The sequence below is a fragment of the Paraburkholderia sp. Ac-20336 genome (assembly GCF_017105025.1).
Lineage (GTDB): Bacteria > Pseudomonadota > Gammaproteobacteria > Burkholderiales > Burkholderiaceae > Paraburkholderia.
The window spans coordinates 77,198-99,626 of record NZ_JAAGPS010000002.1 but is presented as its reverse complement, the minus strand read 5'-3'; the positions used below and the strand labels follow the sequence as shown (position 1 = coordinate 99,626).

General features: G+C 62.0%; 16 protein-coding genes. 7 read left to right on the top strand and 9 right to left on the bottom strand.

The features are described 5' to 3' along the window. Window positions 1-30: 30 nt before the first annotated feature. The 6 genes from GXB81_RS02300 to GXB81_RS02275 all read right to left on the bottom strand — a co-directional run bounded on the left by GXB81_RS02300 (window position 31) and on the right by GXB81_RS02275 (window position 8,085). Window positions 31-1,194, bottom strand: coding sequence for a mandelate racemase/muconate lactonizing enzyme family protein (locus GXB81_RS02300; RefSeq protein ID WP_167048117.1), 1,164 nt, complete (start codon window positions 1,192-1,194; stop codon window positions 31-33). Then, complete coding sequence (locus GXB81_RS02295; RefSeq protein ID WP_205988208.1) at window positions 1,191-2,075, bottom strand: DeoR/GlpR family DNA-binding transcription regulator; 885 nt, start codon at window positions 2,073-2,075, stop codon at window positions 1,191-1,193. Before GXB81_RS02295 ends, GXB81_RS02300 begins: the two co-directional genes overlap by 4 nt. Before the next feature lie 143 nt (window positions 2,076-2,218). Further along, a complete protein-coding gene (locus tag GXB81_RS02290) occupies window positions 2,219-2,647 on the bottom strand; it encodes a RidA family protein (protein ID WP_167048122.1) in 429 nt (142 codons plus the stop codon). 47 nt (window positions 2,648-2,694) lie between these two features. Continuing rightward, complete coding sequence (locus GXB81_RS02285; protein ID WP_205988206.1) at window positions 2,695-4,335, bottom strand: hydantoinase B/oxoprolinase family protein; 1,641 nt, start codon at window positions 4,333-4,335, stop codon at window positions 2,695-2,697. Then, window positions 4,332-6,386: a hydantoinase/oxoprolinase family protein gene (locus tag GXB81_RS02280; RefSeq protein ID WP_167048128.1), complete on the bottom strand. Its 2,055-nt coding sequence runs from the start codon at window positions 6,384-6,386 to the stop codon at window positions 4,332-4,334. The genes GXB81_RS02285 and GXB81_RS02280 overlap by 4 nt, the downstream gene beginning before the upstream one ends. 25 nt (window positions 6,387-6,411) lie before the next feature. Beyond that, on the bottom strand, window positions 6,412-8,085 hold the full coding sequence (locus tag GXB81_RS02275) for an FAD-binding oxidoreductase (RefSeq protein ID WP_241016197.1): 1,674 nt from the start codon (window positions 8,083-8,085) through the stop codon (window positions 6,412-6,414). A 549-nt stretch (window positions 8,086-8,634) separates the two neighbouring features. On the opposite strand from GXB81_RS02275, the gene GXB81_RS02270 reads away from it, so the two are divergent. The 7 genes from GXB81_RS02270 to GXB81_RS02240 all read left to right on the top strand — a co-directional run bounded on the left by GXB81_RS02270 (window position 8,635) and on the right by GXB81_RS02240 (window position 17,826). Beyond that, window positions 8,635-9,579 (top strand): LysR family transcriptional regulator, encoded by a 945-nt coding sequence (locus GXB81_RS02270; RefSeq protein WP_205988204.1) that lies wholly within the window; start codon window positions 8,635-8,637, stop codon window positions 9,577-9,579. A 76-nt stretch (window positions 9,580-9,655) separates the two neighbouring features. Beyond that, entirely contained in the window at window positions 9,656-10,810 is a 1,155-nt protein-coding gene (locus GXB81_RS02265; protein ID WP_167048135.1) for a mandelate racemase/muconate lactonizing enzyme family protein, read from the top strand. A 165-nt stretch (window positions 10,811-10,975) separates the two neighbouring features. Further along, window positions 10,976-12,082 carry a mandelate racemase/muconate lactonizing enzyme family protein gene (locus GXB81_RS02260; protein WP_167284786.1) on the top strand — a complete coding sequence of 369 codons (1,107 nt, stop codon included), beginning with the start codon at window positions 10,976-10,978 and terminating at the stop codon, window positions 12,080-12,082. Window positions 12,083-12,179: 97 nt separating this feature from the next. Beyond that, a complete protein-coding gene (locus tag GXB81_RS02255; RefSeq protein WP_167048141.1) occupies window positions 12,180-13,601 on the top strand; it encodes an MFS transporter in 1,422 nt (473 codons plus the stop codon). A gap of 374 nt (window positions 13,602-13,975) precedes the next feature. Further along, entirely contained in the window at window positions 13,976-14,698 is a 723-nt protein-coding gene (locus tag GXB81_RS02250; protein ID WP_167048144.1) for a gluconate 2-dehydrogenase subunit 3 family protein, read from the top strand. A gap of 3 nt (window positions 14,699-14,701) precedes the next feature. Beyond that, the gene (locus GXB81_RS02245) at window positions 14,702-16,477 is read left to right on the top strand and encodes a GMC family oxidoreductase (RefSeq protein WP_167285555.1); all 1,776 of its coding nucleotides are present in this window, start codon (window positions 14,702-14,704) and stop codon (window positions 16,475-16,477) included. Window positions 16,478-16,494: 17 nt separating this feature from the next. Then, complete coding sequence (locus GXB81_RS02240) at window positions 16,495-17,826, top strand: cytochrome c (protein WP_167285554.1); 1,332 nt, start codon at window positions 16,495-16,497, stop codon at window positions 17,824-17,826. Between the two features lie 258 nt (window positions 17,827-18,084). Here GXB81_RS02240 and GXB81_RS02235 read toward each other — a convergent pair whose 3' ends face one another. From GXB81_RS02235 to GXB81_RS02225, 3 genes are all read right to left on the bottom strand, one after another. Further along, entirely contained in the window at window positions 18,085-18,972 is an 888-nt protein-coding gene (locus tag GXB81_RS02235) for an IclR family transcriptional regulator (RefSeq protein WP_241016196.1), read from the bottom strand. A 75-nt stretch (window positions 18,973-19,047) separates the two neighbouring features. Then, a complete protein-coding gene (locus GXB81_RS02230) occupies window positions 19,048-20,580 on the bottom strand; it encodes an AMP-binding protein (protein ID WP_205988202.1) in 1,533 nt (510 codons plus the stop codon). Window positions 20,581-20,639: 59 nt separating this feature from the next. Further along, window positions 20,640-22,424, bottom strand: a complete 1,785-nt coding sequence (locus tag GXB81_RS02225; protein WP_167285552.1) for an ABC transporter permease subunit — start codon at window positions 22,422-22,424, stop codon at window positions 20,640-20,642. Between the last annotated feature and the right edge of the window lie 5 nt (window positions 22,425-22,429).

The window sequence follows — 22,429 nt, the reverse complement described above, 5'->3', positions numbered from 1 at the left end:
GTACTTCGACCGGGTTGCCGCCGCGGCCGCTCAGCGCGATGGGCCGCCGATGCGTTCACACAGGAATGGCGCGAGTGCGTCGCGATTGAGTTCGGCGCCGAGCCCGGGTCCTTCGGGCGGACTCAGGTAGCCCTCCTTGACCGACGCCTCCGGCGCATCGCGCACCGTGTCGATGTAGCCGTCGTGAAAGCGGAAATACGGATACAGCTCGAGCATCGATATATTCGGCAGGTTGATCGCCAGATGCCGGGCGACCTGGGTCGCGAGCGGACTGCCGCACACATGCGGCGCGACGCGCATTCCGAATGCTTCGGCCATGGCGGCGATCTTCTTGGTTTCCATGATGCCGCCCGTGTTGCACGGGTCCGGCTGGACGATGTCGACCGCGCGCGTCTCGATGAGCGCACGCATCTGGTGGCGTCCATAGTTGCGTTCGCCCGCTGCGAGCGGAATCGACGTGCGCGCGGCGACCCACGCCATGGCATCGGCATCGGACGGATCAGTGGGTTCTTCGACGAACTGAATGTCGTACGGCTCGAAGCGGTTGCACAGCCTCGCTGCTTCGGCGGCGCTCAGTCCGCCGCTCAAATCGAGCATCAGGTCGACATCCGGACCGATCGCTTCGCGTACCGCTTTCACGCGTGCTACCGCGAGATCGGCCTGCTCGCGTGTAATGGAGCGCTGGCTGACGTGGCGCATGTTCACGCCAAGCATCTGGCCGAGCGGATAGAACTTGAGCGCTGTGTAGCCGTCGGCGAGCGGACGCTCGGTGGCCCGGGCGAATTCGTCGGGTGTCTGCGCGGCTTCGTACCAGCCGTTTGCATAGCAGCGAATGCGATCATTGACTGCGCCGCCGAGCAATTGATAGACCGGCAGGCCGCACGCGCGACCCTTGATGTCCCAAAGCGCCTGCTCCAGTGCGCTCAACGCGGCGAACACGATGGTGCCGCCGCCCTTGGCCCAGAACGTATGGTCGTATACGTGTGTCGAAAATGCTTCGATACGAGCGGGATCACGGCCGATCAGATCGGGTGCGAGATCCTTCAGCATGCCTGCGGCGGCATGGGCGCCGCGTCCGTAGGCCACGCCCGCTTCGCCGATGCCGTTAATCCCTTCGTCGGTGCTGACCTCGACGATGATCGGATGCAGCTTGCCGCTGCGAGCGAGATAGATATCGACTTGCGTGATCTTCATGGCGGACCGGGTGGGGAATCACCGGCGAGGTCGGACGCCGCGTCGTCGAGCTGCACGCGCGTCACCTTCACGCCCAACTGCCGGTATTGCTGGAACTCGTTGTCCGCAAGACCGTCGTCGGTGATGATTTCGTTGATGTCGGCAACGTCTGCGATACCGTGGATCGCACGTCCCGCGAACCGGCTGCTGTCGATCATGAGCGTGGTCTTGCTCGCGGCGCGGATCATCGCCCGCTTGAGCGTGACCAGTTCAAGGGACGTGTCCGACACGCATTCGTAGTCGACCGCTTGCGCCGACAGAAAGCACTGGTCGACCCGCATGTCATGCAAAAACGACATGCCCGGCTCGCCGAGCAGCGTGTACGCGCGCGGCCGGCACTGGCCGCCCGGTACGATCAGCTTTACGTGCGGCTTGCGCGTCAGCAGGCTCGCGACCATCAGATCGCAGGTCACCACGGTCAACGAGATGTTGAGTTCGCCGACCACTTGCGCAAACTCGTGCATCGTCGAACCGGTATCGATCAGAATGCTCTGGTCCTCGGAGAGCCGTTTCGCCGCTTCGACTGCGATCGCGCGTTTCTCTTCCGACGCCGTGTAGCGCGCTTCGTCGACGCTCGGCTCGTAGGTCGAGCGCTGGCGGATACGCACTGCGCCGCCGTGCGTACGCCGGACCACGCCACGCGCGGCGAGCGCGTCGAGATCGCGCCGGATGGTCGACACCGATGCATTGAACAGGCGCGACAATTCCTGATTCGACCCGCCGACGTTCTGCTCGAACCAGTCGATCATGCGTTGCTGACGCTCTGCCTGAATCATGTCCTCCGGCATGCCGTCGGACTGCGTTTCAGGCTCCTTTTTGCCGTTGGCCGTCATCTTCGTCATCTTCCTTTCTCCTGAAGCATCGCCTAAAGTCCTCGGAGGATACACGAAGTGATAACGCGAACTGGCCGGCCAGGCGAGGCCAGTGCGCGCCGCTTTCCGGCCCCCGCGCAAGCTGCTCGCGGAACGCCGGGCCGGGACATCCGTTACAGGCTTACGCGCATTTTCTCGGTGCGCGCCGCGCCTGCGCCGCGATACGCGGTGACTTCGATTTCGACCAGATATTCCGTGCCCGCGAGCGGCGTCGCGGTGATGGTCGCGGCCGGATCGATGTCCTTGAATTTCTCCGAGACGACCGCCATCACGGCTTCCTTATGGTCGAGGTTCGGTATCGCGATACGCGAGCGCACCACGTCGGCGAGACTCGCGCCGACCGCCTTCAGCGCACCTTCGATGTTGGCGAAGCATTGCAGCGTCTGCTCGGCCGGGTCCTTCGAGATTTCACGCGTGCGGTAGTGACGGCCCGCGGTGTTCGCGACCAACACCCAGTTGTCGACCACCACGGCGCGCGAGTAGCTGTTTTTGTCTTCGTACACGCTGCCTGACTTCAGTTTCTGCACCTGTAGCTCAGCCATCTAAAAAGTCTCCATGAAGGGAAGGTTGCTTCGAAGAGCGATACGGATCACTGCGTCTGTAGTGCGAGTTCGCCATACTCGCGCCGCGCGAAGGCATCGGAAATGCGCTGCTCGACGAGATCGCGCCGCAGGTCTTCGGGCTTGCGTGCTTGCGGCGGACCGTAGCCGCCGCCGCCCGGCGTCAGGATCTCGACGATGTCGCCGCGCTTCAGCGGCGTCGTTTTGCCCGCCAGCGGCGCGCCGTTGACGCTGCACGACGAGCCTTGCGCCGCGCCGCCGCCTTCGAGGCCCCACGGTTGCGAGCCCAGCCGCGACGTCTCGACGTTGATCTGGCAAGCGCGTTCGGCGCGATACACGCGGCGCAGCCCCATGCCGCCGCGCCAGGTGCCGGCGCCTGCCGAATCGTTGACGAGTTCGTAGCGCAGCAGCGTCAGCGGATATTCCTGTTCGAGTGCCTCGACGGGGAGGTTCGACGTGTTGGTCAGATGCACGTGAATGCCGCTCAGGCCGTCGGCGGTGGGCCGCGCGCCGCCGCCGCCGCCGATCGTCTCCAGATAGACCCAGAGTTCGCCGTTATCGGTGCTGCCGCTGAACACCGCCGCGGCGCAGCAGCCGTTGCCGGCCGCCATCACCTTGTTCGGCAGCGCCTGCGCGAGTGCGCCGTAGATCATGTCCGACACGCGCTGGCACGCGGACAGCCGGCTGTTGACCGCCGCCGGATGCTCGCAGTTGAGCAGCGACCCTTTCGGTGCCTCGACGCTGATCGGCCGCGCGAGACCCGCATTCGGCAGGATGGTCGGATCGATGATCGCCTTCACCGCGTAGTAGCAGGTAGCCAGCAGGCCGGTGTAGATGACATTCAGCGCGTTGCGCATCTGCGGCGGCGCGTCGAAGGCAAGATGCATCGAGTCGCCCTTGATGGTGATGGCCACACTCAGGTCGAGCGAGCCTTCGAAGTGCAGGCTGTCGAAGCGGTCGGTGAAGCGATAGGTGCCGTCGGGAATCGCCGCGATGCCGGCGCGCATCTTGCGCTCGGCGTAGTCCTGCAGTGCCTCGCCGGCGCGCAGGATGCGCTCGGTGCCGTATTTCCCGCACAATGCCTGCAGGCGCTGCACGCCGACGCGGTTGGCGGCCATCTGCGCGCGCAGATCCGACAGCCGTTCGTGCGGCACCTGGCAGTTCAGCAGGATCAGTTCCTGCACATCCTTCTGCAATACGCCTTCGCGATAAAGCCTGACAGGCGGGATACGCAGGCCTTCCTGATAGATGTGCGCGTGGCCGCGATCGGCGAAGTCGGCGTGGTGCGCGGTGTTGATCGCCCACGCAATCAACTGGTCTTCGAAGAACACTGGCTCGGCAAGCACGATGTCCGGCAGGTGCGTGCCGCCGCCTTCGTACGCATCGTTGCCGATGAACACGTCGCCCGGACGGATGTCCGCGAGCGGAAAGCGCTTCATGATGTGCGGCACGGTCTCGAGAAAGCTGCCCAGGTGCATCGGGATGTGCTCGGCCTGGCACAGCGTGTTCCCCGAACGGTCGAAGATCGCGGTCGAGCAGTCGCGGCGTTCCTTGATGTTGGTCGAGTAGCTCGAGCGCACCAGCGCTTCGCCCATTTCCTCGGTGATCGACGCGAGTGCGCTGCCAACGACTTCCACCGTGATCGGATCGATAGACAGGGTCGTGTTCATTTCTGCATTTCCAGAATCAGATTCAGATAGGGGTCGACGCTCGCGCGCATGTTCGGCAGCACAACGGTCGTGGCGTCCATCTGCTCGACGATGGCCGGGCCCGTGAAGGTATTGCCCGACGCGAGCTTGTCGCGGCTGTAGACCGGACAATCGACGAATGCCGCGGCCTCGGCCATGTAGACCTCGCGCCGGCCGATCTGCGCATGGCTCGCATCCGGACCCACCGCCGGCGCGGGCGTGAACTGCGCCTTGGCGACACGCCCGACGGCCTCGACACGCAGTGTGACGAGCTGGATCGTTTCGCCCTCGGCAACGAAGCCGAAGCGCTGCCGGTGTGCGTTTTCGAAGCCGCTCGCGAGCAGGTCGAGCGTGGCCTGGGTGATCAGTCCCGGCGGCACCGGCACCGATAGCTCGTAGTTCTGGCCGTGATAGCGCATGTCGGCGGTGCGTGTGATCGACTGGCGATCGGACTCGATGCCTTCGCGTGCAAACCAGCCCTGAGCCTGCGTGTCGAGTTCCGCATAGCCGGCTTCGAGCGCATCGAGCGACGCCGCGTCGAGCCGCCGCACGCGCGACAGGGCGAAGTCGGCGCGCAGGTCGGTGAGCAGCAGACCGAGTGCACACAACGCACCCGGCGTGAGCGGCACGATGATGCGCGTCATGTCGAGTTCCTGCGCGAGACGCGCCGCGTGCAGCGGTCCGGCGCCGCCGAATGCCATCAGCGTGTAGTCGCGCGGGTCGTGGCCGCGCTGCACGCTGATTACGCGAATCGCCTTGGCCATGTTCGCGGTCACCACCGAGACGATGCCCTGCGCGGTCTCCATCACGCCGATGCCGAGCTGATCCGCGAGCTTCTGCATCGCATCGAGCGCGAGGTCGCGGCGCACCTTCATGCGTCCGCCGAGAATCTCGACTGGATTGAGCGTCTGCAGCACGATGTTCGCGTCGGTCACGGTCGGCTCGCTGTTGCCGCGGCCATAGCAGACCGGGCCGGGGTCGGCGCCGGCGCTGCGCGGGCCGACTTTCAGCAGGCCGCCGCTGTCCACATAAGCGATCGAGCCGCCGCCCGCACCCACCGTATGGATGTCGAGCATCGGCGCCTTGATCGGATAGCCGTGCACATTCGCTTCGCCGGTCAGCGCGCACTGGCCGCCTTGCAGCAGCGCGACGTCGCTGCTCGTGCCGCCCACGTCGAACGTGATCAGATTCGGAAAGCCCGCGAGATTGCCGATTTCCTGCGCCGCGACCACACCCGTGCTCGGCCCGGAGAGGACCGTGCGCACCGGCAGTTCGGCGGCCGTGTCGAAGCCGATGACGCCGCCGTTGGATTGCGTGAGTTGTGGCGCGACGCGCAAACCCAGATCCTCGAAGCGATGCTGGAGGCGCTGGATATACTTCTTCATGATCGGGCCGAGATACGCGTTGACGACCGTGGTCGACAACCGTTCGTATTCGCGGAATTCCGGCGCGATCTGATGGGATGCGCAAATGAACACATCGGGCAGGATCTCGCGAACGATTTCCAGCGCACGGCGCTCGTGCTTCGTGTTCAGGAATCCGTACAGAAAGCAGACGGCGACCGCCTTGACATCCTCGTCGGCCATCTTGCGCGCGGCGGCGCGCAGACCTTCTTCGTCGAGTTCCAGTTCGATTTCGCCGTTCGCGCGCAGCCGCTCCTTGACTTCGAGACGCAAATCTCGCGTGACGAGAGCTTGCGGTTTTTCCGCGTACATGTCGTACAGACTCGGGCGCTTCTGACGGCCGATTTCGAGCAGATCGCGAAAGCCGTCGGTGACGACGAGGCCGGTCTTCACGCCGCGCAGTTCGATCAGCGCATTGGTCGCGACGGTCGTGCCGTGGCCGAGAAAGCCGATATCCTGTGCCTGCGCGTCAACGGTTCCAAGCCCCTCGGTCACGCCGTTGGCGATGCCGAGCGAAGGGTCGGCCGGCGTCGACGGTACTTTCCATATCTGCACGCGGCCACTCGCATCGTCGAACATGCAGACGTCGGTGAAGGTGCCGCCTGAATCAACTCCTATTCGCCAAGCCATGTGATTGCTTCCTGAGTCAGAGAGGTTAAGCCGCCATCAAACCGGCAGCTGAAAAACGCGCGAATCGTTCGAAGCGGAACGGCGCCGGATCGACCAGCGGCGTTTCGTTCGTCACCAGTTGCGCCATCAGCTTGCCGGCGCCGGGGCCGAGGCCGAAGCCGTGCCCGGAAAACCCGGTTGCGATGAAGAAGCCGGGCAGTGCGGCGAGAGGTCCAATGATCGGCACCGCATCGGGCGTCACATCGATCATGCCGCCCCACATCTGCAGGATGCGGGCGTTCGCAAATGCCGGGAATGCCTTGGCCAGGTTCGCGAGGCCGTTGCGGATCACCGCCTCGGACGGTTTGGGATCGAGGATGCGATGCTTCTCGAACGGCGTGATCGCATCGAGTGCCCACTGGCGCGGCGTACGCCACTCGTCGATGAACTGCCTGTCGAGACGCAGCTTCAGATCGGCGCGGTTGCGGCGGAAACGCGACCAGTATTCCGGGAAGAGCCGGAAGCTGTCCGGCACGATCGGCACTAGCGTCGAGTTGCGCATGGCGATCGTGTAGCCGCCGTCGAGCCGCTGGCGGAACGAGAAGTTGTCGGCACCGACAGGCATCGCGGTGGGGCCGTTGACGTCGCTGATGCGCGCGGCGCTGCCGAGCACCTTGAGTTGCGGCAACTCGAGGCCGAACGAGCCCGCGAACAGGCGCGACCACGCGCCGCCCGCCAGCACGACCGACGAGCAGCGGATCTCGCCGTGCTCGGTGACCACACCGCTCACGCGCCCCGCTTCGCGCTGGATGCCGCGCACCGCACAACGCGTCGCGATATGCGCTCCCGCTCTTTGCGCGGCATGCGCGATCGCGGGTGCCGCCATCAGCGGCTCCGCTCGTCCGTCGGTTGCCGTGTGCATTCCGCCCGCGAATGTGGTGGAACAGCCGGGGACATATTGCGCGAGATCGTTCTTCCCGAACAGCACCGTATCGATGCCGTATTCCCTGGCGTGCCCGATCCATTCGCGGTACTCGGCCATCTGCGCTTCGTTGCGGCACAGATAGGTGATGCCGGTCTGACGCAGGCCGGTTTCGGCGCCGTACTTCGGCTTGAGTTCGTGCCACAGTCGCAGGCTCTCGATCGACAGCGGAATTTCCGCCGGATCACGGCCCATCTGACGTACCCAGCCCCAGTTGCGCGCCGATTGTTCCGCACCGATCAGTCCTTTCTCGCAGACGACGACGCGCACGTTCTGCTGCGCGAGATACAGCGCCGTGCACACACCGATGATGCCGCCGCCGATGATGACGACCTCGGCCTCGGTGGGCAGTGGTGTTGCGCTGTTGGCGATCGGGTCTGGAATGATCCTGCTCATGGGGTTCCTGTGTTTTTGCGAATACGATGGAAAGCGAGTGCTGGCGGCTACAGCGTGTCCTCGGATCGGCAATCGACGGGCAGTTCCTCGATCGCCAAACCGGTGCCGCGGTTTGCGCCGCAGACCTGCACGACGGAACCGGCCACGCGACGCGGGGATGGCGGGTTCGGCGACAGGGATTGAGAAAACATCGATGATCGTTTTAGGTCGATTGTGGAAGAATGTGAGATATCTTATGAACGTTTGTGATTGATTAAAAATAAGTATTTTCCCTGTGACGGTCCTGGGGAATTCCCGCGTTAGCGCAAGAATTCCGGGTATTCCCTGCAAAAAATAATTCATGCAAGCGAACGACTGGTCTTTTTTGAGATGTGAAAGTGTCTCTTCGTTAATGGAAGATTGTGATCGATTTTGTTGGGTGGCAGGATTTTCTGTGGAAAAACTTCATAATCTATCGTGAGGCGGTCAGATATGGCGATGCCCGCACGTTCGCAACGGAATTCGAGTCGTGGCTTTGCGACAAATCAAAGATCGGATTAGCCGGCAACTTTGAGGCGTGACATCGCCGACCGCTACCTCGTACATGGATAGTGTGAGGGAGCGTTGAGGAAGCCTGAGTTATTTTCGGAGTTCAGTCGTATCGAAAGACGCGGTCAAACGACGAAGCTTTTGCGTCATCCTGTAGCAGGCGGCGATCCGTAACAGAGGGAGTCAAATCCGGTGGGACGTTGCGGGCGGGTCGTGCGAGTCGGCTGTCTTCCGCCAGTTGGGCCTCACGCGCTATTCCGGATACTTTCTTGGGGCAAGGCACGGAAACGGCTCGCCGGATGCCGCGCCATATAATCGATACATCTCAACCACCAGCGGATCAGCCAGGCTGACAACGTAAGCATGAAAACGCTCGAGATGTTGCGTGCCCTCGATCTGGAATCCGCTCGTCTCTTCCTCATCGCCTATGAGGAGGGGAGTCTCACGCGAGCGGCCGAACGCAGCAACATTGCAGTCTCGGCCGTCACCAAACGCCTCCAGGAGCTCGAATACGTCTTCGGCGTATCGCTGTTCAACCGGCACGCGCGAGGCGTTACGCCGACGCCCGCCGGCGACGAATTCGCGAGACAGGTTCGCCTGCTGACACAGCGCCTGAATGAAACCGCCAGTGCGATGAGAGAGTTCTCGGAGGGAATTCGCGGACGTGTGCGGGTGGCCTCCAGTCAGTCGGCGATCGTCGGTGGCCTCGCCGCCTTCGCCGGCAGGTTTATCCAGGCAAACCCGGAAATTGCCGTGGATGTGCACGAAATCCACGGCTGGTCACTCGTTTCTGAAATCGAAAGTGGCCGCGCCGATCTCGCCCTCAGTCTTTCGGTATTCGACGTGCCGTCGTCGATCGCGAAAGTGCCGTACAAGGAAACCAGTCTGGTCGTGGCCGTACCGAAAGACCATCCGCTCGCCACACGCCAATGGGTCAGGTTCGAGAACCTGATCGACTTCGAGCACGTCACGCTCGGGCCGAAAAGCGCGCTTTGTTCGTTCCTGGTCAATCAGGCAGCCAATCTCGGGCATGAGCTGAAGTACCGCGCGGTCTCCTCTTTCGATGTCATGCGCTCGATGATCGCTGCCGGCCTTGGCATCGGCATTCTTTCGGAAATCATGGCCATTCCCTTTGCGGGAAATCCGGACGTGCGCTGCATTGCCCTGCGGGAAGAATGGGCACCGCGAAGCATCCAGATTTACTACCGCGAAGATCTCATTCCCCCGTCGGCCCGCCTGTTTCTGAAAGAGTTGCTGATTTCTGCAGGCCACCGTTCTCCATCGGTGAAAGCTGGTTTGAGGAAATAGAAATATCTCGTCCCTGCTCTCCTCCTATACTGCTTTGCAATTGAAAATCTGTTTTGTATAGGTGGAGAACAAATAGATGAAGATTGCAAGCGTCACACCGATTTTCGCCGATCGCTTTCTGTATGTGAAAGTCACAACCGAGGACGGACTGACAGGAATCGGCGAATCCGGCGCATGGGGCCAATATGAAGCCAGTGCGGCAGCCATGGTCAAGTGCGGAGAGTATCTCGTTGGACGAGACGCGCGCCAGATCGAACACCACTGGAATGTATTGCAACGCGCGAATCATTTCACCGGCATGGCTATCATGGGCGCGATCTCCGCAATCGACATCGCCCTGTGGGACATCAAGGGAAAAGCACTCGGCGTTCCGGTCTACGAATTGATCGGTGGCCAGATGCGGCATAAGGTGCGTCTTTACGGACATGTGAAAGCGCGCACCAAAGCGGAGATGCTCGACGAAGCGCTGCTGCGCAAAGAGCAGGGATTCACCGCGCTAGGCCATCTCAACCCGTTCCTCGATGAGGATTACGATCGATATTTCCGCCCTCATGCGAAGAAGATGGAAGAGGCCGTGGGTGTCGTTCGGGAACTTCGCGAAGCGCTTGGTCCCGACGTCGATCTCTGTATCGAGCTGCACCGGCGGCTCAATCCCGCCGAAGCCGTCACCTTTGCGCGCAGTATCGAGCCGTACTTCCCGATGTTCTTCGAAGACCCGTTGAAACCGACCGGCGTGGATGCGATGTCCTGGGTCGCGGATCACATTCCGGTGCCGATTGCCACCGGCGAGCGCTTCTTCAACATGCACCTGTTCCAGTCGATTGTCGCGCGGCGCGGCGTGCAATTCCTGCGCCCATCGATAGGTCTCTGCGGCGGCATCACGGGAGCGAAAAAGATTGCGGCTCTGGCCGAGGTCAACGACATGGAAGTCGTGCCGCATAACCCTCTGTCGCCGCTTAATCTGGTCGCCGAATTGCATCTTGACGCGACGATTCCGAATTTCGCCATTCAGGAATATCCGTCGTCGTCAAAGAACCTGCATGGGACGACCCAACTGCCTGGCCGCGAAATGTTTACCGATTTCCCGGAGCCGAGCAGCGGATTTCTCGATATCCCGACCGCACCCGGACTCGGTATCGACTTCGTCCCCGATATCGAGAAGCGCTTTCCGAAGGTCAATCGGCCGCTCGACATGCGTCCTCATCTCGATGGATCGGTCATCGAACAGTAAGGACCTTTCGTCATGGGCCAGCCCGCGCTGGCCAGGACGAGCGAGGTCGCGAGTCTATGTTCGATCGCAACGTCTAAGCGCGGCGTGTCATTCATGTCCGCCCTGCCTGATCGGGGAAACGTCGATGCCTCGCAAGCTCACGTTTCCCGCTTAAACAGAGCCCCCATGAAGATCAAAAGCGTTTCGGTTATCGCCCTCGAGATCCCGCTCGCGCGCAGTTTTGGCGGGAGCAAATACCGTGTCGACAAGCGGTGCACGATCATCACGCGGATGGAGACCGACACCGGGCTCGTTAGCGAAGTGTATAACGGCGACAACCGGACACATATGCGCGACGTGGTGGACATCATCGAGAAAGAACTGGCGCCGATGCTGATTGGCGAGGACGTTTTTGCCGTCGAGCGCCTCTGGCAAAAAATGTTCAAGGCGGCCGAATGGAATCGCGACCGCAAGCTGGTCATGGAAGCGATTGCCTGCATGGACAGCGCGATCTGGGACCTTCTCGGTAAGGCCGCGGGCGTCAATGTATGCCGATTACTCGGAGGCTATCGCCAGGCGTTGCCGCTTATCTGCATCGGCGGCTACTACGAGGAAGGCAAGACGCTCCGGGATCTTGGCGACGAAATGGAGCGGCTTCGCGAAGCCGGACTGGCCGGATGCAAGGTCAAGGTCGGTGGCCTGTCCGCCGAGGAAGACGCCAAACGGGTGGAAGCCGCGCGCAAGGGCGGCGGCGACGAGTTCTGGATCGCGGTCGACGCGAATCGCGGCTGGCCTGTTTCCGAAGCGGTCAAGTTCGCCCGCCTCGTCGAGCAATACAACATCGCGTGGTTCGAGGAGCCGTGTCTTTGGTACGACGACGCCAGCATGATGGCCGAAGTGCGCCGAAGAACGTCGATTCCGATCGACGCGGGACAGAGCGAAATGAGCGCTAGCGGCGTACGGCGGCTGATCGACGCAGGCGCCGTCGACATCATCAACTTCGATGCCTCCGAAGCCGGCGGGATCACGGAATGGCGTCGCGCAGCGGCACTTGCCCAACTCCACGGCCTGCGCGTGGGGCATCACGAAGAATCACAGATCGCGATGCAAATGATCGCATCGATTCCACACGGTGTTTGCGTCGAATGCTTCGAGGCCGACCGCGACCCGATTTGGGCCGGTCTCATTGCCAACCGTCCCAATCCGGTCAACGGCACGATTGCCATTCCGCAAGAACCAGGATTCGGACTCCAGCTGGACTGGGAGATGGTCAAGCGCTACCGGGTGAATTAGCAACCGCCGCTGGCGGCTTCAATAAAGAAAAATACGGGATCGTCTCTCTGCGATTTTTATCTTATTGAGGAAGAGCCGGGTCATGCAAGGAGGAGACGTGGACGTGCTATCGGAACAAACGGAAATTGATGCATCGACCAAAGTAGCGCGCCGGGTCATTTTCGCACTCAGCCTCGCGACCGTTGCAGAAGGGGTGTTTATCGGCGGAATTCTGCCGGTTATTCCCGCCATCGTGCACAGATACCAGATCACCTCCGGAGAGGCGTTCTGGCTGAATGCGGTGTATCTGCTGGCAGTCGGCGTGACGTGTCCGGCACTCAGCCGTTTAGGGGACATTCACGGCCACAAGAAGCTGACCGTTCTGACGATCATCGTCAGTATCATCGGCATCGCGCTCGATGTGGTGGCGCCGAATTTCGGCGTCTTTCTGGTCGGACGTTTCCTGCTTGGATTCTGCCCGGCGATTACGCCGCTGGCGATCGGTATCTTTCGCAACACCCTGAAGGAAGAGGCGGCGCTCTACGGGATAGGCGCGCTCGCCGCGGCCATGACGGTGGGCCACGCAATCGGGCCGGTTCTCGCCGGCTATGTGCTTGGCAGCACGTCGGGCATCGGCTGGGTGTTTGCGAGCTGGATTGCGTTGCTGGGTCCGGCAGCGATCGCCATCGTCTTTCTTGTGCCGACCTCTTCTCTTCCCGACACGCGCCGTACCATGGATTGGCTGGGCGCCATCATGTTGGGCGTCGGCGTTGCCGCGATCCTGTTCGCATTCGCCTATGCGCCCAAGTCGGGATGGGGGAACATCTTCGTGCTCGGCGCCATTATCCCGGGCATTGCCCTATTGATCGTCTGGTACGCGTATGAGAAACGCACGGAGTTTCCTCTCGTCGATCTGCGTATGCTGAATAACCCGAATGCACGGCCATACTATGTGTCGAGTTTTCTTTGGGGAATCGCGTATTACGGATCGCAGACGACCGTGGTGCTTTTTCTCGTTGCCTCGCATGAGAAACTCGGATTTGGCTTCTCCGTCTCCGTCCTGACACTCGGCTGGCTTCTTCTTCCGCAGTACCTGGTCACCATAATCGGTGCGCTAGGTGTTGCCAGAATCGTTCGGTCGTTGGGTGGGTACAAGGTCTGCGGGCTGATCGGCGGCACGACGCTGGGCCTCGGCTTCGCCGGTATGATCGTTGCGAACCACGTACTCTGGCAGTTCATGTTCTTCAGCATGATGACGGGCTTTGGCTCCGGCCTGTTGCAAACGACGCTGTCCGGTCGGGTCAGCCAGGTGTGTCTGCCCGAGGAGCGGGGCATCTCGGCGGGTATGTATCAAACCCTGAAGAACATCGGCGGAGCCATGGCAAGTGCTTTCGGTTCGGCGATTTTCGCGGCATTTCTGATCGACGGAACGAAGATCGCTTCGGAGCGCGCTTACATCATTGTTTTTTGCGGCTGCCTGCTTGTGTCGATCTGTATCGTGGCTGCGCTGCTAACCGAACGTTCTGACTATCAATCATAAATTCGGCGATGCCGGTATCTTGTCCGTCATCGCGAACCCGTCGACACTGGCGAACCATTAAGACAAAGGCGCACTCCGCGATCCGGCAATGGATCTCTCCATTCGGTCTTTCCCGGAATGGTTGAAGCGACCTGCGCGAGAGCCCGTCACATTCAATGAACGCTGATAAGAAGTGACTGGACGCTCATGCCGGGAATGGCAGGGATGCATCGGCATGCAATGGTCACCACGATATAGCTGGCGTTCTGCTTGCAGTACCAGTTTGTCTCCTTACAAACTTTAACGGGCGACTAAGGGAAAGGGAGTATTGAAACGTTATCTCGGATCACCTCTTATAATGAGGCCCGCAGATAAGTCACAACAGAGAAAACTCCATGTCCGACCAACAGGAACCACGCCGTCGCTTTTTGCGGCAGGTGCTGGCCGTCGTACCCGCCGCGACGGTCGCTTCAGGTGCAACTTTTACTCAAAGTGCCTGCAGCAGTAACGCGACACCCGCCACCGGGAACACCGCAGAGTACCAGCCTACTTACTTCACCGCGGCAGAATGGAAATTTTTGCATGCTGCGGTGGACCGGCTGATTCCCGACGATGAACATGGCCCAGGTGCCGTGAAGGCCGGTGTGCCCGAGTACATCGATCGCCAGATGGAAATGCCGTATGGCCACGGCAAGCTCTGGTACATGCAAGGGCCTTTTCATCCCGATGCCGTGCCCGAAATGGGCTATCAAATCAATCTCGCGCCGCGCGACGTCTATCGTCATGGCATCGCGGCCTGCGACGAGTACTGCGTGAAGCAGCACGGCGGCAAGACCTTTGCTGAACTCGACGTGGCGACGCGCGAAGCGGTGCTTCAGGATATGGAGCACGGCAAACTCGCGTTTGAAACTGTTCCTGCACGCACGTTCTTTTCATTCCTGCTCGGCAATACCAAGGAAGGTTTCCTCTCCGACCCGATCTACGGCGGCAATAAGGATATGGCCGGCTGGAAGATGGTCGGTTTCCCGGGCGCGCGCGCGGATTTCATGGATTGGATCGATCAGCCGGGTGCGAAGTATCCGTATGGTCCGGTATCGATTAACGGCAGGCGGGGGTAAGCAGTGGCAATCAGGAAGAACAAGGTCGATTGCGTGATCGTAGGTTTCGGCTGGACCGGCGCGATTCTCGCGCAGGAACTTACGGACGCGGGACTCGACGTGGTCGCGCTCGAGCGCGGCGCGATGCGCGATACGCCAACCGATGCGAACTATCCGAAAGTGATCGACGAGCTCAAGTATGGCGTGCGCGGCGCGTTGTTCCAGGATCTGTCGTCGGAAACGGTGACCATTCGCCACGGCGTGGATGATCTCGCGGTGCCGTACCGTCAACACGGCTCGTTTCTGCTCGGCAATGGCGTGGGCGGCGCGGGCTTTCACTGGAACGGCATGCATTACCGGATGCTGCCTGAAGAACTGCAATTGCGTACGCGTTATGAAGAGCGCTACGGCAAGAAGTTCATTCCGGAAGGCATGCAGGTTCAGGATTTCGGCGTGACCTATGACGAGATGGAGCCGTTCTTCGATTTTGCGGAGAAGGTATTCGGCACGTCCGGCAAGGCCGGTAATCTCAACGGCAACATCCAGGCCGGCGGTAATCCGCTCGAAGGCAGCCGTCGCAACGATTTCCCCACGCCGCCGCTGAAGAACGGCCTCGGCGCGTCGCTGTTCGAAAAGGCCGCGCGCGAAGTGGGCTTCCATCCGTATCCGGCGCCTGCGGCGAATGCGTCGACCCCGTACACGAATCCGTACGGTGTGCGTCTTGGACCGTGCAACTTCTGCGGCTTCTGCGAAGACTTCGGCTGCTATATGTACTCGAAGGCATCGCCCCAAACGACCATTTTGCCGGTGCTGCTCAAGAAGCCTAACTTCGAGCTTCGCGCGAACTCGTATGTCACGAAAGTCATGCTTTCGCCCGACAGGAAGCGCGCGACGGGGGTCACCTATATCGATGCGCAAGGCCGCGAAGTCGAACAGCCCGCGGACATGGTCATCGTCGCCGCATTCCAGATGCACAACGTGCGCCTGCTGCTGCTCTCGGGCATCGGCAAACCCTACGATCCGAAGACCGGCGAGGGGGTCGTGGGGCGCAACTACGCCTATCAGATGAACGGCGGCATCAACGTGCTGCTGCCGAAGGGCACGCAACTCAATCCGTTTATCGGCAGCGGCGCGGGCGGCGTGGGCATGGACGACTTCAATGGCGACCAGTTCGACCACGGTCCGCTCGGCTTTGTCGGCGGCGCGAGCGTTCGTCATATCCGCACGGGCGGCCGTCCAATCAAGCAGGCGGCGACCGTGCCCGGCACGCCGACCTGGGGCAGCGGCTGGAAGGCCGGTATTTCCGACGCTTACCAGCGCTATATGAGCATCGGTATTTCGGGTTCGGTGATGCCGTATCGCGACGCTTATCTCGATCTCGATCCGACCTATCGGGACGCTCACGGTCTGCCGCTTCTGCGCATGACGTTCGACTGGCACGACAACGAATACGCCATGCTCGGCTATATCGGCACGCGCATGGAAGAAGTTGCGAAGGCGATGAACCCGGAGAAGTACTTCCGCGCGATCCGCAAGAAGGGGCAGCACTACGACACGCGCGTGTACCAGTCCACGCATACCACCGGCGGCGCGGTGATGGGCAGCTCGCCGGCGACGAGCGTCGTGAACAAGTATCTGCAAAGCTGGGATGTGCCGAACGTGTTCGTGATGGGCGCTTCCGCGTTCCCGCAGAACATGGGCTACAACCCGACCGGTATCGTCGCGGCCCTCGCGTTTCACTCGGCCAAGGCCATTCGCGAGCAATACCTGAAGAACCCGGCTCCGCTGGTCCAGGCATAAGGGAGACGGCAAGCATCATGAGAAAAATCACGTTTGCCATCGCTTCTGCTGTCGTCTTTTCGGCTGCGAGCGCCGGCGTCTTCGCACAATCATCCGCGACGGCATCTCCATCCGCATCGGCCGATACGGACGCGCAGCTGATTCAAAAGGGCCGCTACCTCGCGGCCGCGGGCGACTGCATTGCCTGCCACACGGCAAAGGGCGGCAAGCCGTTCGCGGGTGGCCTCGGCATTGCATCGCCGATCGGCACGATCTACTCGACCAACATCACGCCCGACAAGTCGACCGGCATCGGCAACTACACCTTCGATGACTTCGACCGCGCCGTGCGCCACGGCATCGCGAAGGACGGTTCGACGCTGTATCCCGCCATGCCGTACGTTTCGTATGCGAAGGTCAAGCCCTCGGACGTGAAGGCGCTCTACGCGTATTTCATGCATGGCGTCGAGCCGGTTTCGCAAGGCAACCGCGCGTCCGATATTCCGTGGCCGCTGTCGATGCGCTGGCCGCTGCGCTTCTGGCGCATGGCGTTCGCACCGGAAGCCGTCAGCGACGACAGCCCGCTGCCGAACGACCCGATCGCGCGCGGCCGCTACCTCGTGGAAGGCCTCGCGCACTGCAGCGCATGTCATACGCCCCGCGGCTACGGCCTCGAGGAGAAGTCGCTGACCGATGACGGCAAGCTGTTTCTCTCCGGGGGCGTGGTCGATGGCTACCTCGCGAAGAATCTGCGTGGCGACCGCAAGGACGGTTTGGGCAACTGGAGCGCAGCCGATATCGTTGCGTTCCTGAAGAGCGGCCGCACGGCGCACTCGGCGGCGTTTGGCGGCATGGCGGATGTCGTGCAGGACAGCACACAGCATCTGGGCGACCAGGATCTCGCCGCCATTGCCGCTTACCTCAAGACGCTGGCTCCCGTCGACGCATCCGGCAGCACGCTCTCGCCCGATGCAACCGCGGCAAATGCACTGCGCGCCGGCACGGACCATAGCAACGGCGCGCTGACCTTCGTGGACAACTGCGCGGCGTGCCATCGCACGAGCGGCAGCGGTTACGAGAGCACGTTTCCGACGTTGGCGCTTTCGACGGTCGTGAACACGGACGATCCGACTTCGCTGATTCATATCGTGCTGCAAGGCGGCGAGATGCCGTGGACCAAGGCCGGCCCCACGCACTACGCGATGCCGGGGTTCGCCACGCGGTTGACGGATCGCGACGTAGCGGACGTGCTGACTTTCGTGCGATCCAGTTGGGGCAACCATGCTTCGCCCGTGACGTCCGAGCAGGTCGCCAAGGTGCGCAAGTCGTCCGGGTCTGCTTCTCAGCCTGCACGCGCTGAAAATCCGTAGCGTTTGGCGTTCGCGCTTGCGTGTGGGGTTTATTGGCAGGGTAGCTGGTGTTCCGTTTCGTTGTTGACCGATCTATGCTCGCTTGGCATGTTGAGGTCAACGGAACGGGACACCAGTTGCTTTAGACGATTTGAGAAGGCTCGTGCGGTAAGGTTGGTGCGTTGGAGTGGGATGGTGAGCCTTGTAAGGCTCGGGCAATCCTGTCAGGGGCGGCTGCGGGTGTTAGGCTAATTACAGCGATCAACGTAACCCCACCCCCTACACCTGCTCCACCCGCCGGCGAGTCGATATCGCGGAAGCCGTCGAAATCACCAGATCCGCAAATCGCTTCTCGTCGCGATCCGCCTGCCAGCGCGAACGCGCCACGGCGATATTGACCGCACCGATTCCCCGGCCATGCGCGTTGGTCACGGCCGCCGCCGTGGAGATATCCGCGACAAAGTACTCGTCTTCCGTATGCGCATAACCCTGCTTGCGAATCTGCGTCAAACGCTCCTTGATCTTGCGCGGCTGATACACGGTGGACGACGTGAACGCAACGAGATTCGTGCGCGAGAGGATGTCGTCGACCTCGCCGTCCTGCAAGGTCGCGAGAATCGCGAGACCGGGCGCCGTGCAGTAGGCCGGCAGCCGCGAGCCGGTAATCACGTGAGCATTGAATACGTTGCGGCTGACGATGCGCAGCACGAACACGATATCGGTGTCGTCGAGCACCGTCAGGTTGGTCGCTTCTTCCGTCTCCGAGCCGAGTTGCTGGAGATACGGCGTCGCGCGGCTCACCAGTTCGTTCGAAATCAGATAGTGGTACGTAAAGTCCACCAGTTTCGGCGACAATTCGTATTTGCGGCTGTCCGGGTCTTTGAGCAGGTAGCCGAGCGCCGCGAGCGTGAACGTGAAGCGCTGCGTCGCGCTCATGTCGAAACCGGTTAGCGCGGCGATTTCGGAAAGCGACAGTTGTCGCTTGCTGCCGTCGAACGCGGTCAGCACCTTCATCGCCTTTTCGACGGATTGCACGTACAGTGACGATTCGCTCGGGTCGTCTACTTTTGAGGCGCCACGTGCGGTGCCGGACGTGGCGCCGGATGCGGCACGTTTGCGCGCGGGTTTGGGCTGGGCAGGACTCACGATCGGTAACCGGTGTTGCATGACGCTCCCATTATTGCATACCGCTATCAAGCTATCTGATAGCGATAAGTTTGCTTTTCTCCCGCTCCGCACGCGTCAATGCCGTAGACGGTCCCACGCGTCGTCCACCTCGCGCGACAGCAGGTGCTTGCGAATGCGCTCGCTCGCAGTCAGCTCGAACTGCGCGACCGCGCGGTAATAGCGCGGCAACTGAAAACTCGCGAGCCGTTCGCTGGCCCATGCATGCAGCGACTCCCATGGCACCGCGTGGTCCTTGAACTGCACGTTCAGCAGAATGTCCTGTTCGCCGACGGACGATGCCACTCCGATTGCTGCGCTCGCCCGCACCGCCGGATGCGCCGCGAAAATCCGCTCGATTTCCCATGCCGATACGTTCTCGCCGCGCACCCGCATGCTGTCCGTGCGTCGTCCGATGAAGAACAGGTCGCCGTCCGCATCGCGGCGCGCGTGGTCGCCGGTATGCAGCTTGCCGTCGCGCAACGCGCTGTGTGTCGCCTCGTCGTTCTTCAGATACATCGGCAGCAGCGCGCCTTCCACCTTGCTGGTCAGCACGATTTCGCCCGGTTTGCCGGGCGCGACCGCGCGCCCCTGGTCGTCGAGCAGTTCGAGATCGAACCACGGCAGCGCCTGGCCGATCGAACCGGGCTTGCCGGTAGAGTTGAGCGTCGCGAAGCTCGAGCATTCGGTCATGCCGTAGCACTCGCGCAACCGCACGCCGAAGCGTTGTTCGATCGCCTGCCACGCCGATGCCGCGATGCCCGCGCCCCATGCGACGCGTAGCGTGTGGTCGTGGGGCTCGCTGCCTGGCGGCAGTTGCATCAGGATATCGAGCATGCCGCCGAGATAATGCAACTGCGTCGCGCCCGCGCGCGCGACTTGCGGCCAGAACTGCGAGGCCGAAAAACGCGCCACGACATGCAGGCTCACCGGCAGCAGGAACGGCACGAGCAGCATCTGCGCACCGCCGATGTGGCACAGCGGCTCCCACATGAAGAGCCGGTCGCTCGCACGCACGTCGGCCACGCGCAATACGGCTTCGCTCGCAATACGCATCATCCGGTGCGTGAAGACAACGCCTTTGGGTGCGCCCGTCGTGCCCGACGTATAGATGATGCAGAGCGGATCGTGAATGCCGATGGCGGGTGTCGCAAGCGAGCGCGGCGCGGCCGCGCCGTCGAACGAGGGTAGCCGCACACGGCGCGCGCCCGTGTAATCGAGGTTCGCGCCGAGCGCGTCGAACTCGGCATCGATCACAAAGAGTTTCGGCTCCGCGTGCTGCAACACGTATTCGAGGCCTGCCGCGCGCAGCCGCGTATTCACCGGCACCCACACGATGCCGCTAAGCATCAGCGCGTAGATCAGATAGATGTGTTCGGCGGAGTTGCCGAGCATCACGGCCACGCGGTCGCCTTGCACGACACCCTGTTCGCCGAACCATGCCTGCCATTGCGCAATATGCGCGACCGCCTCGCCGCAAGTGATCGCGCGCTCGTCGAATTGAAGGAACGTGCGGAGCGGATCGGCGCTGAGACCGGCCACGAGCAGCGGCACGCAATCGAGTTCGTCGTCGGGATGACGATGTGGAAAATAGTTCGGATAGCGATGCATGTGTTGTCGTTCTGGAAAACCGAAAAGCAGCGGGAAATAAACGTGTCAGCGTGAATCTGTCAGCGCGCGCGGCGCTTGAACCATGAAGACACCGCGATCACCAGCGCGATCAGCACGACCAGTGTGGTCGAGACCGCCGCGAGCGTCGGCGTGATCGCCAGTTGAATGTCGTCCCACATCTGCTTGGGCAGCGTGGTATTGATGCCGCCGCTCACGAAGATCGCGATGGTCAGGTCGTCGAACGACACGAGGAAGGCGAACAGAAACGCCGCCGTGACGCTCGCCATCAGCAGCGGCAGCAGCACGGTGCGAATGCGTTGCAATGGCGAGGCGCCCATCACGCGCGCGGCATCGTCGAGCCGCCAGTCGAAACGCTGGAAGCCGGCGGCGAGCGTGACCACTACGTAGGGAATCGCCAGCACCGTATGACCGATGATGAGGCCGGTATTAGTGCCCGTCAGGCCGAAGCGGCTCAGCAGATACAGCAGCCCGACCGCGACCACGATGCGCGGCACGATCAGCGGTGCGACGAGCAGCGCGAAGAGCGGCTTGGTCGCGCGTTGCGGCAGGCGCGTCATCGCGAGCGTCGCGCCGAAACCAAGCGCGAGCGAGAGTACCGCCGTGCCGAAGCCGACTTCGAACGAGCGGATCGTCGCGCTTTGCCACACGGGCGAACCGAGGAACGAGCCGAACCAGCGCAGGCTGAAAAGCTTTGGCGGAAACGCAATGAAGTCGCTCTTCGTGAACGCATACGGCATCACGGAGAGTACCGGCACCACCAGCACGATCAGGATCGCCATCGTGAAGAGGCCGAGCGGGCTGAACACGCGCACGCCGTCGGTGGGCGGCTGCAATCCGCCGCGGCGCCGCACGAGCGGCGCAAAGAGCCGGCCCGCCGACATCAGCACCGCGAGCCGCAGGCCCTGCGCGCGCGAGCCGCGTTGTTTCTCGCTGACTTCGCCGGTCAGCGAGGTCAGGCCAACCACCCGGTCATAGACGAGGAAGATCGCGATCGAGCAGATCAGCAGTACTGTCGACAGCGCGCCCGCGAAGTGCATGTCGAACAGTTCGAGTACCGAAGAGATCACCAGTTGCGCGATCATCGTTTCGCGCGGCGAACCGAGCAACGTGGGCACGATAAAAAAGCCAAGGCTGGAAATGAACACCAGCAGTCCCGCCGCCGCGATGCCTGGAGACGACAGCGGCAGAAACACCGTGAAAAAGCTCGTGCTGCGTTCCGCGCCAAGCGTTTCGGCGGCCTGCGCGAGACGATCGTCGATGCCGCGCATGACCGGCAGCATCGTCATCACGGCGAGCGGCAGCATCGAATGCACCATGCCGATCAGCACGCCGGTCAGCGACGGAATCGTGCCGTTGGTCTCGCGGACCAGACCGAGTGCGAGCGCAAGAGTCGAGAGCACGCCCGTCTTCGAGAGCAGCAGCATCCATGCGTAGGTCTTGACGAGATAGCTGGTCCAGAACGGCAGCATGATCCACAGCAGCCAGCGCTCGCGCACGCGATTCGACACGCGGCTCAGCAGATACGCGACCGGATAGCCGAGCACGATCGAAAACGCGGCGGTGAGAAACGAGATCGCGAACGTGATCCACAATACTTTCGCGTAGACCGGCGTGCGCGCGATGCGCTCGAACTGGGCGAAGCCGATCGAGCCGTCGCTCGATACGAGCCCGCCTTGCAGGATCTCGCCCGCCGGCACGATGAAAAACACCAGCAGGAACAGCAGCGTCGGCACCGCCGGCAGAATGCGCAGCGATGCCGCGAGCCATGCGCCGCGGCGGCCCGAAGCGTCGGCTGGACGGTTCGCGCGTAGAGCGAGAGTCATGAAAA

Excerpts from the sequence above, each read along its gene's own strand:
- GXB81_RS02300 (WP_167048117.1), bottom strand. The coding sequence starts at position 1,194 with ATGAAGATCACGCAAGTCGATATCTATCTCGCTCGCAGCGGCAAGCTG.
- GXB81_RS02295 (WP_205988208.1), bottom strand. The coding sequence starts at position 2,075 with ATGACGAAGATGACGGCCAACGGCAAAAAGGAGCCTGAAACGCAGTCC.
- GXB81_RS02290 (WP_167048122.1), bottom strand. The coding sequence starts at position 2,647 with ATGGCTGAGCTACAGGTGCAGAAACTGAAGTCAGGCAGCGTGTACGAA.
- GXB81_RS02285 (WP_205988206.1), bottom strand. The coding sequence starts at position 4,335 with ATGAACACGACCCTGTCTATCGATCCGATCACGGTGGAAGTCGTTGGC.
- GXB81_RS02280 (WP_167048128.1), bottom strand. The coding sequence starts at position 6,386 with ATGGCTTGGCGAATAGGAGTTGATTCAGGCGGCACCTTCACCGACGTC.
- GXB81_RS02275 (WP_241016197.1), bottom strand. The coding sequence starts at position 8,085 with ATGAATTATTTTTTGCAGGGAATACCCGGAATTCTTGCGCTAACGCGG.
- GXB81_RS02270 (WP_205988204.1), top strand. The coding sequence starts at position 8,635 with ATGAAAACGCTCGAGATGTTGCGTGCCCTCGATCTGGAATCCGCTCGT.
- GXB81_RS02265 (WP_167048135.1), top strand. The coding sequence starts at position 9,656 with ATGAAGATTGCAAGCGTCACACCGATTTTCGCCGATCGCTTTCTGTAT.
- GXB81_RS02260 (WP_167284786.1), top strand. The coding sequence starts at position 10,976 with ATGAAGATCAAAAGCGTTTCGGTTATCGCCCTCGAGATCCCGCTCGCG.
- GXB81_RS02250 (WP_167048144.1), top strand. The coding sequence starts at position 13,976 with ATGTCCGACCAACAGGAACCACGCCGTCGCTTTTTGCGGCAGGTGCTG.
- GXB81_RS02240 (WP_167285554.1), top strand. The coding sequence starts at position 16,495 with ATGAGAAAAATCACGTTTGCCATCGCTTCTGCTGTCGTCTTTTCGGCT.
- GXB81_RS02235 (WP_241016196.1), bottom strand. The coding sequence starts at position 18,972 with ATGCAACACCGGTTACCGATCGTGAGTCCTGCCCAGCCCAAACCCGCG.
- GXB81_RS02230 (WP_205988202.1), bottom strand. The coding sequence starts at position 20,580 with ATGCATCGCTATCCGAACTATTTTCCACATCGTCATCCCGACGACGAA.
- GXB81_RS02225 (WP_167285552.1), bottom strand. The coding sequence starts at position 22,424 with ATGACTCTCGCTCTACGCGCGAACCGTCCAGCCGACGCTTCGGGCCGC.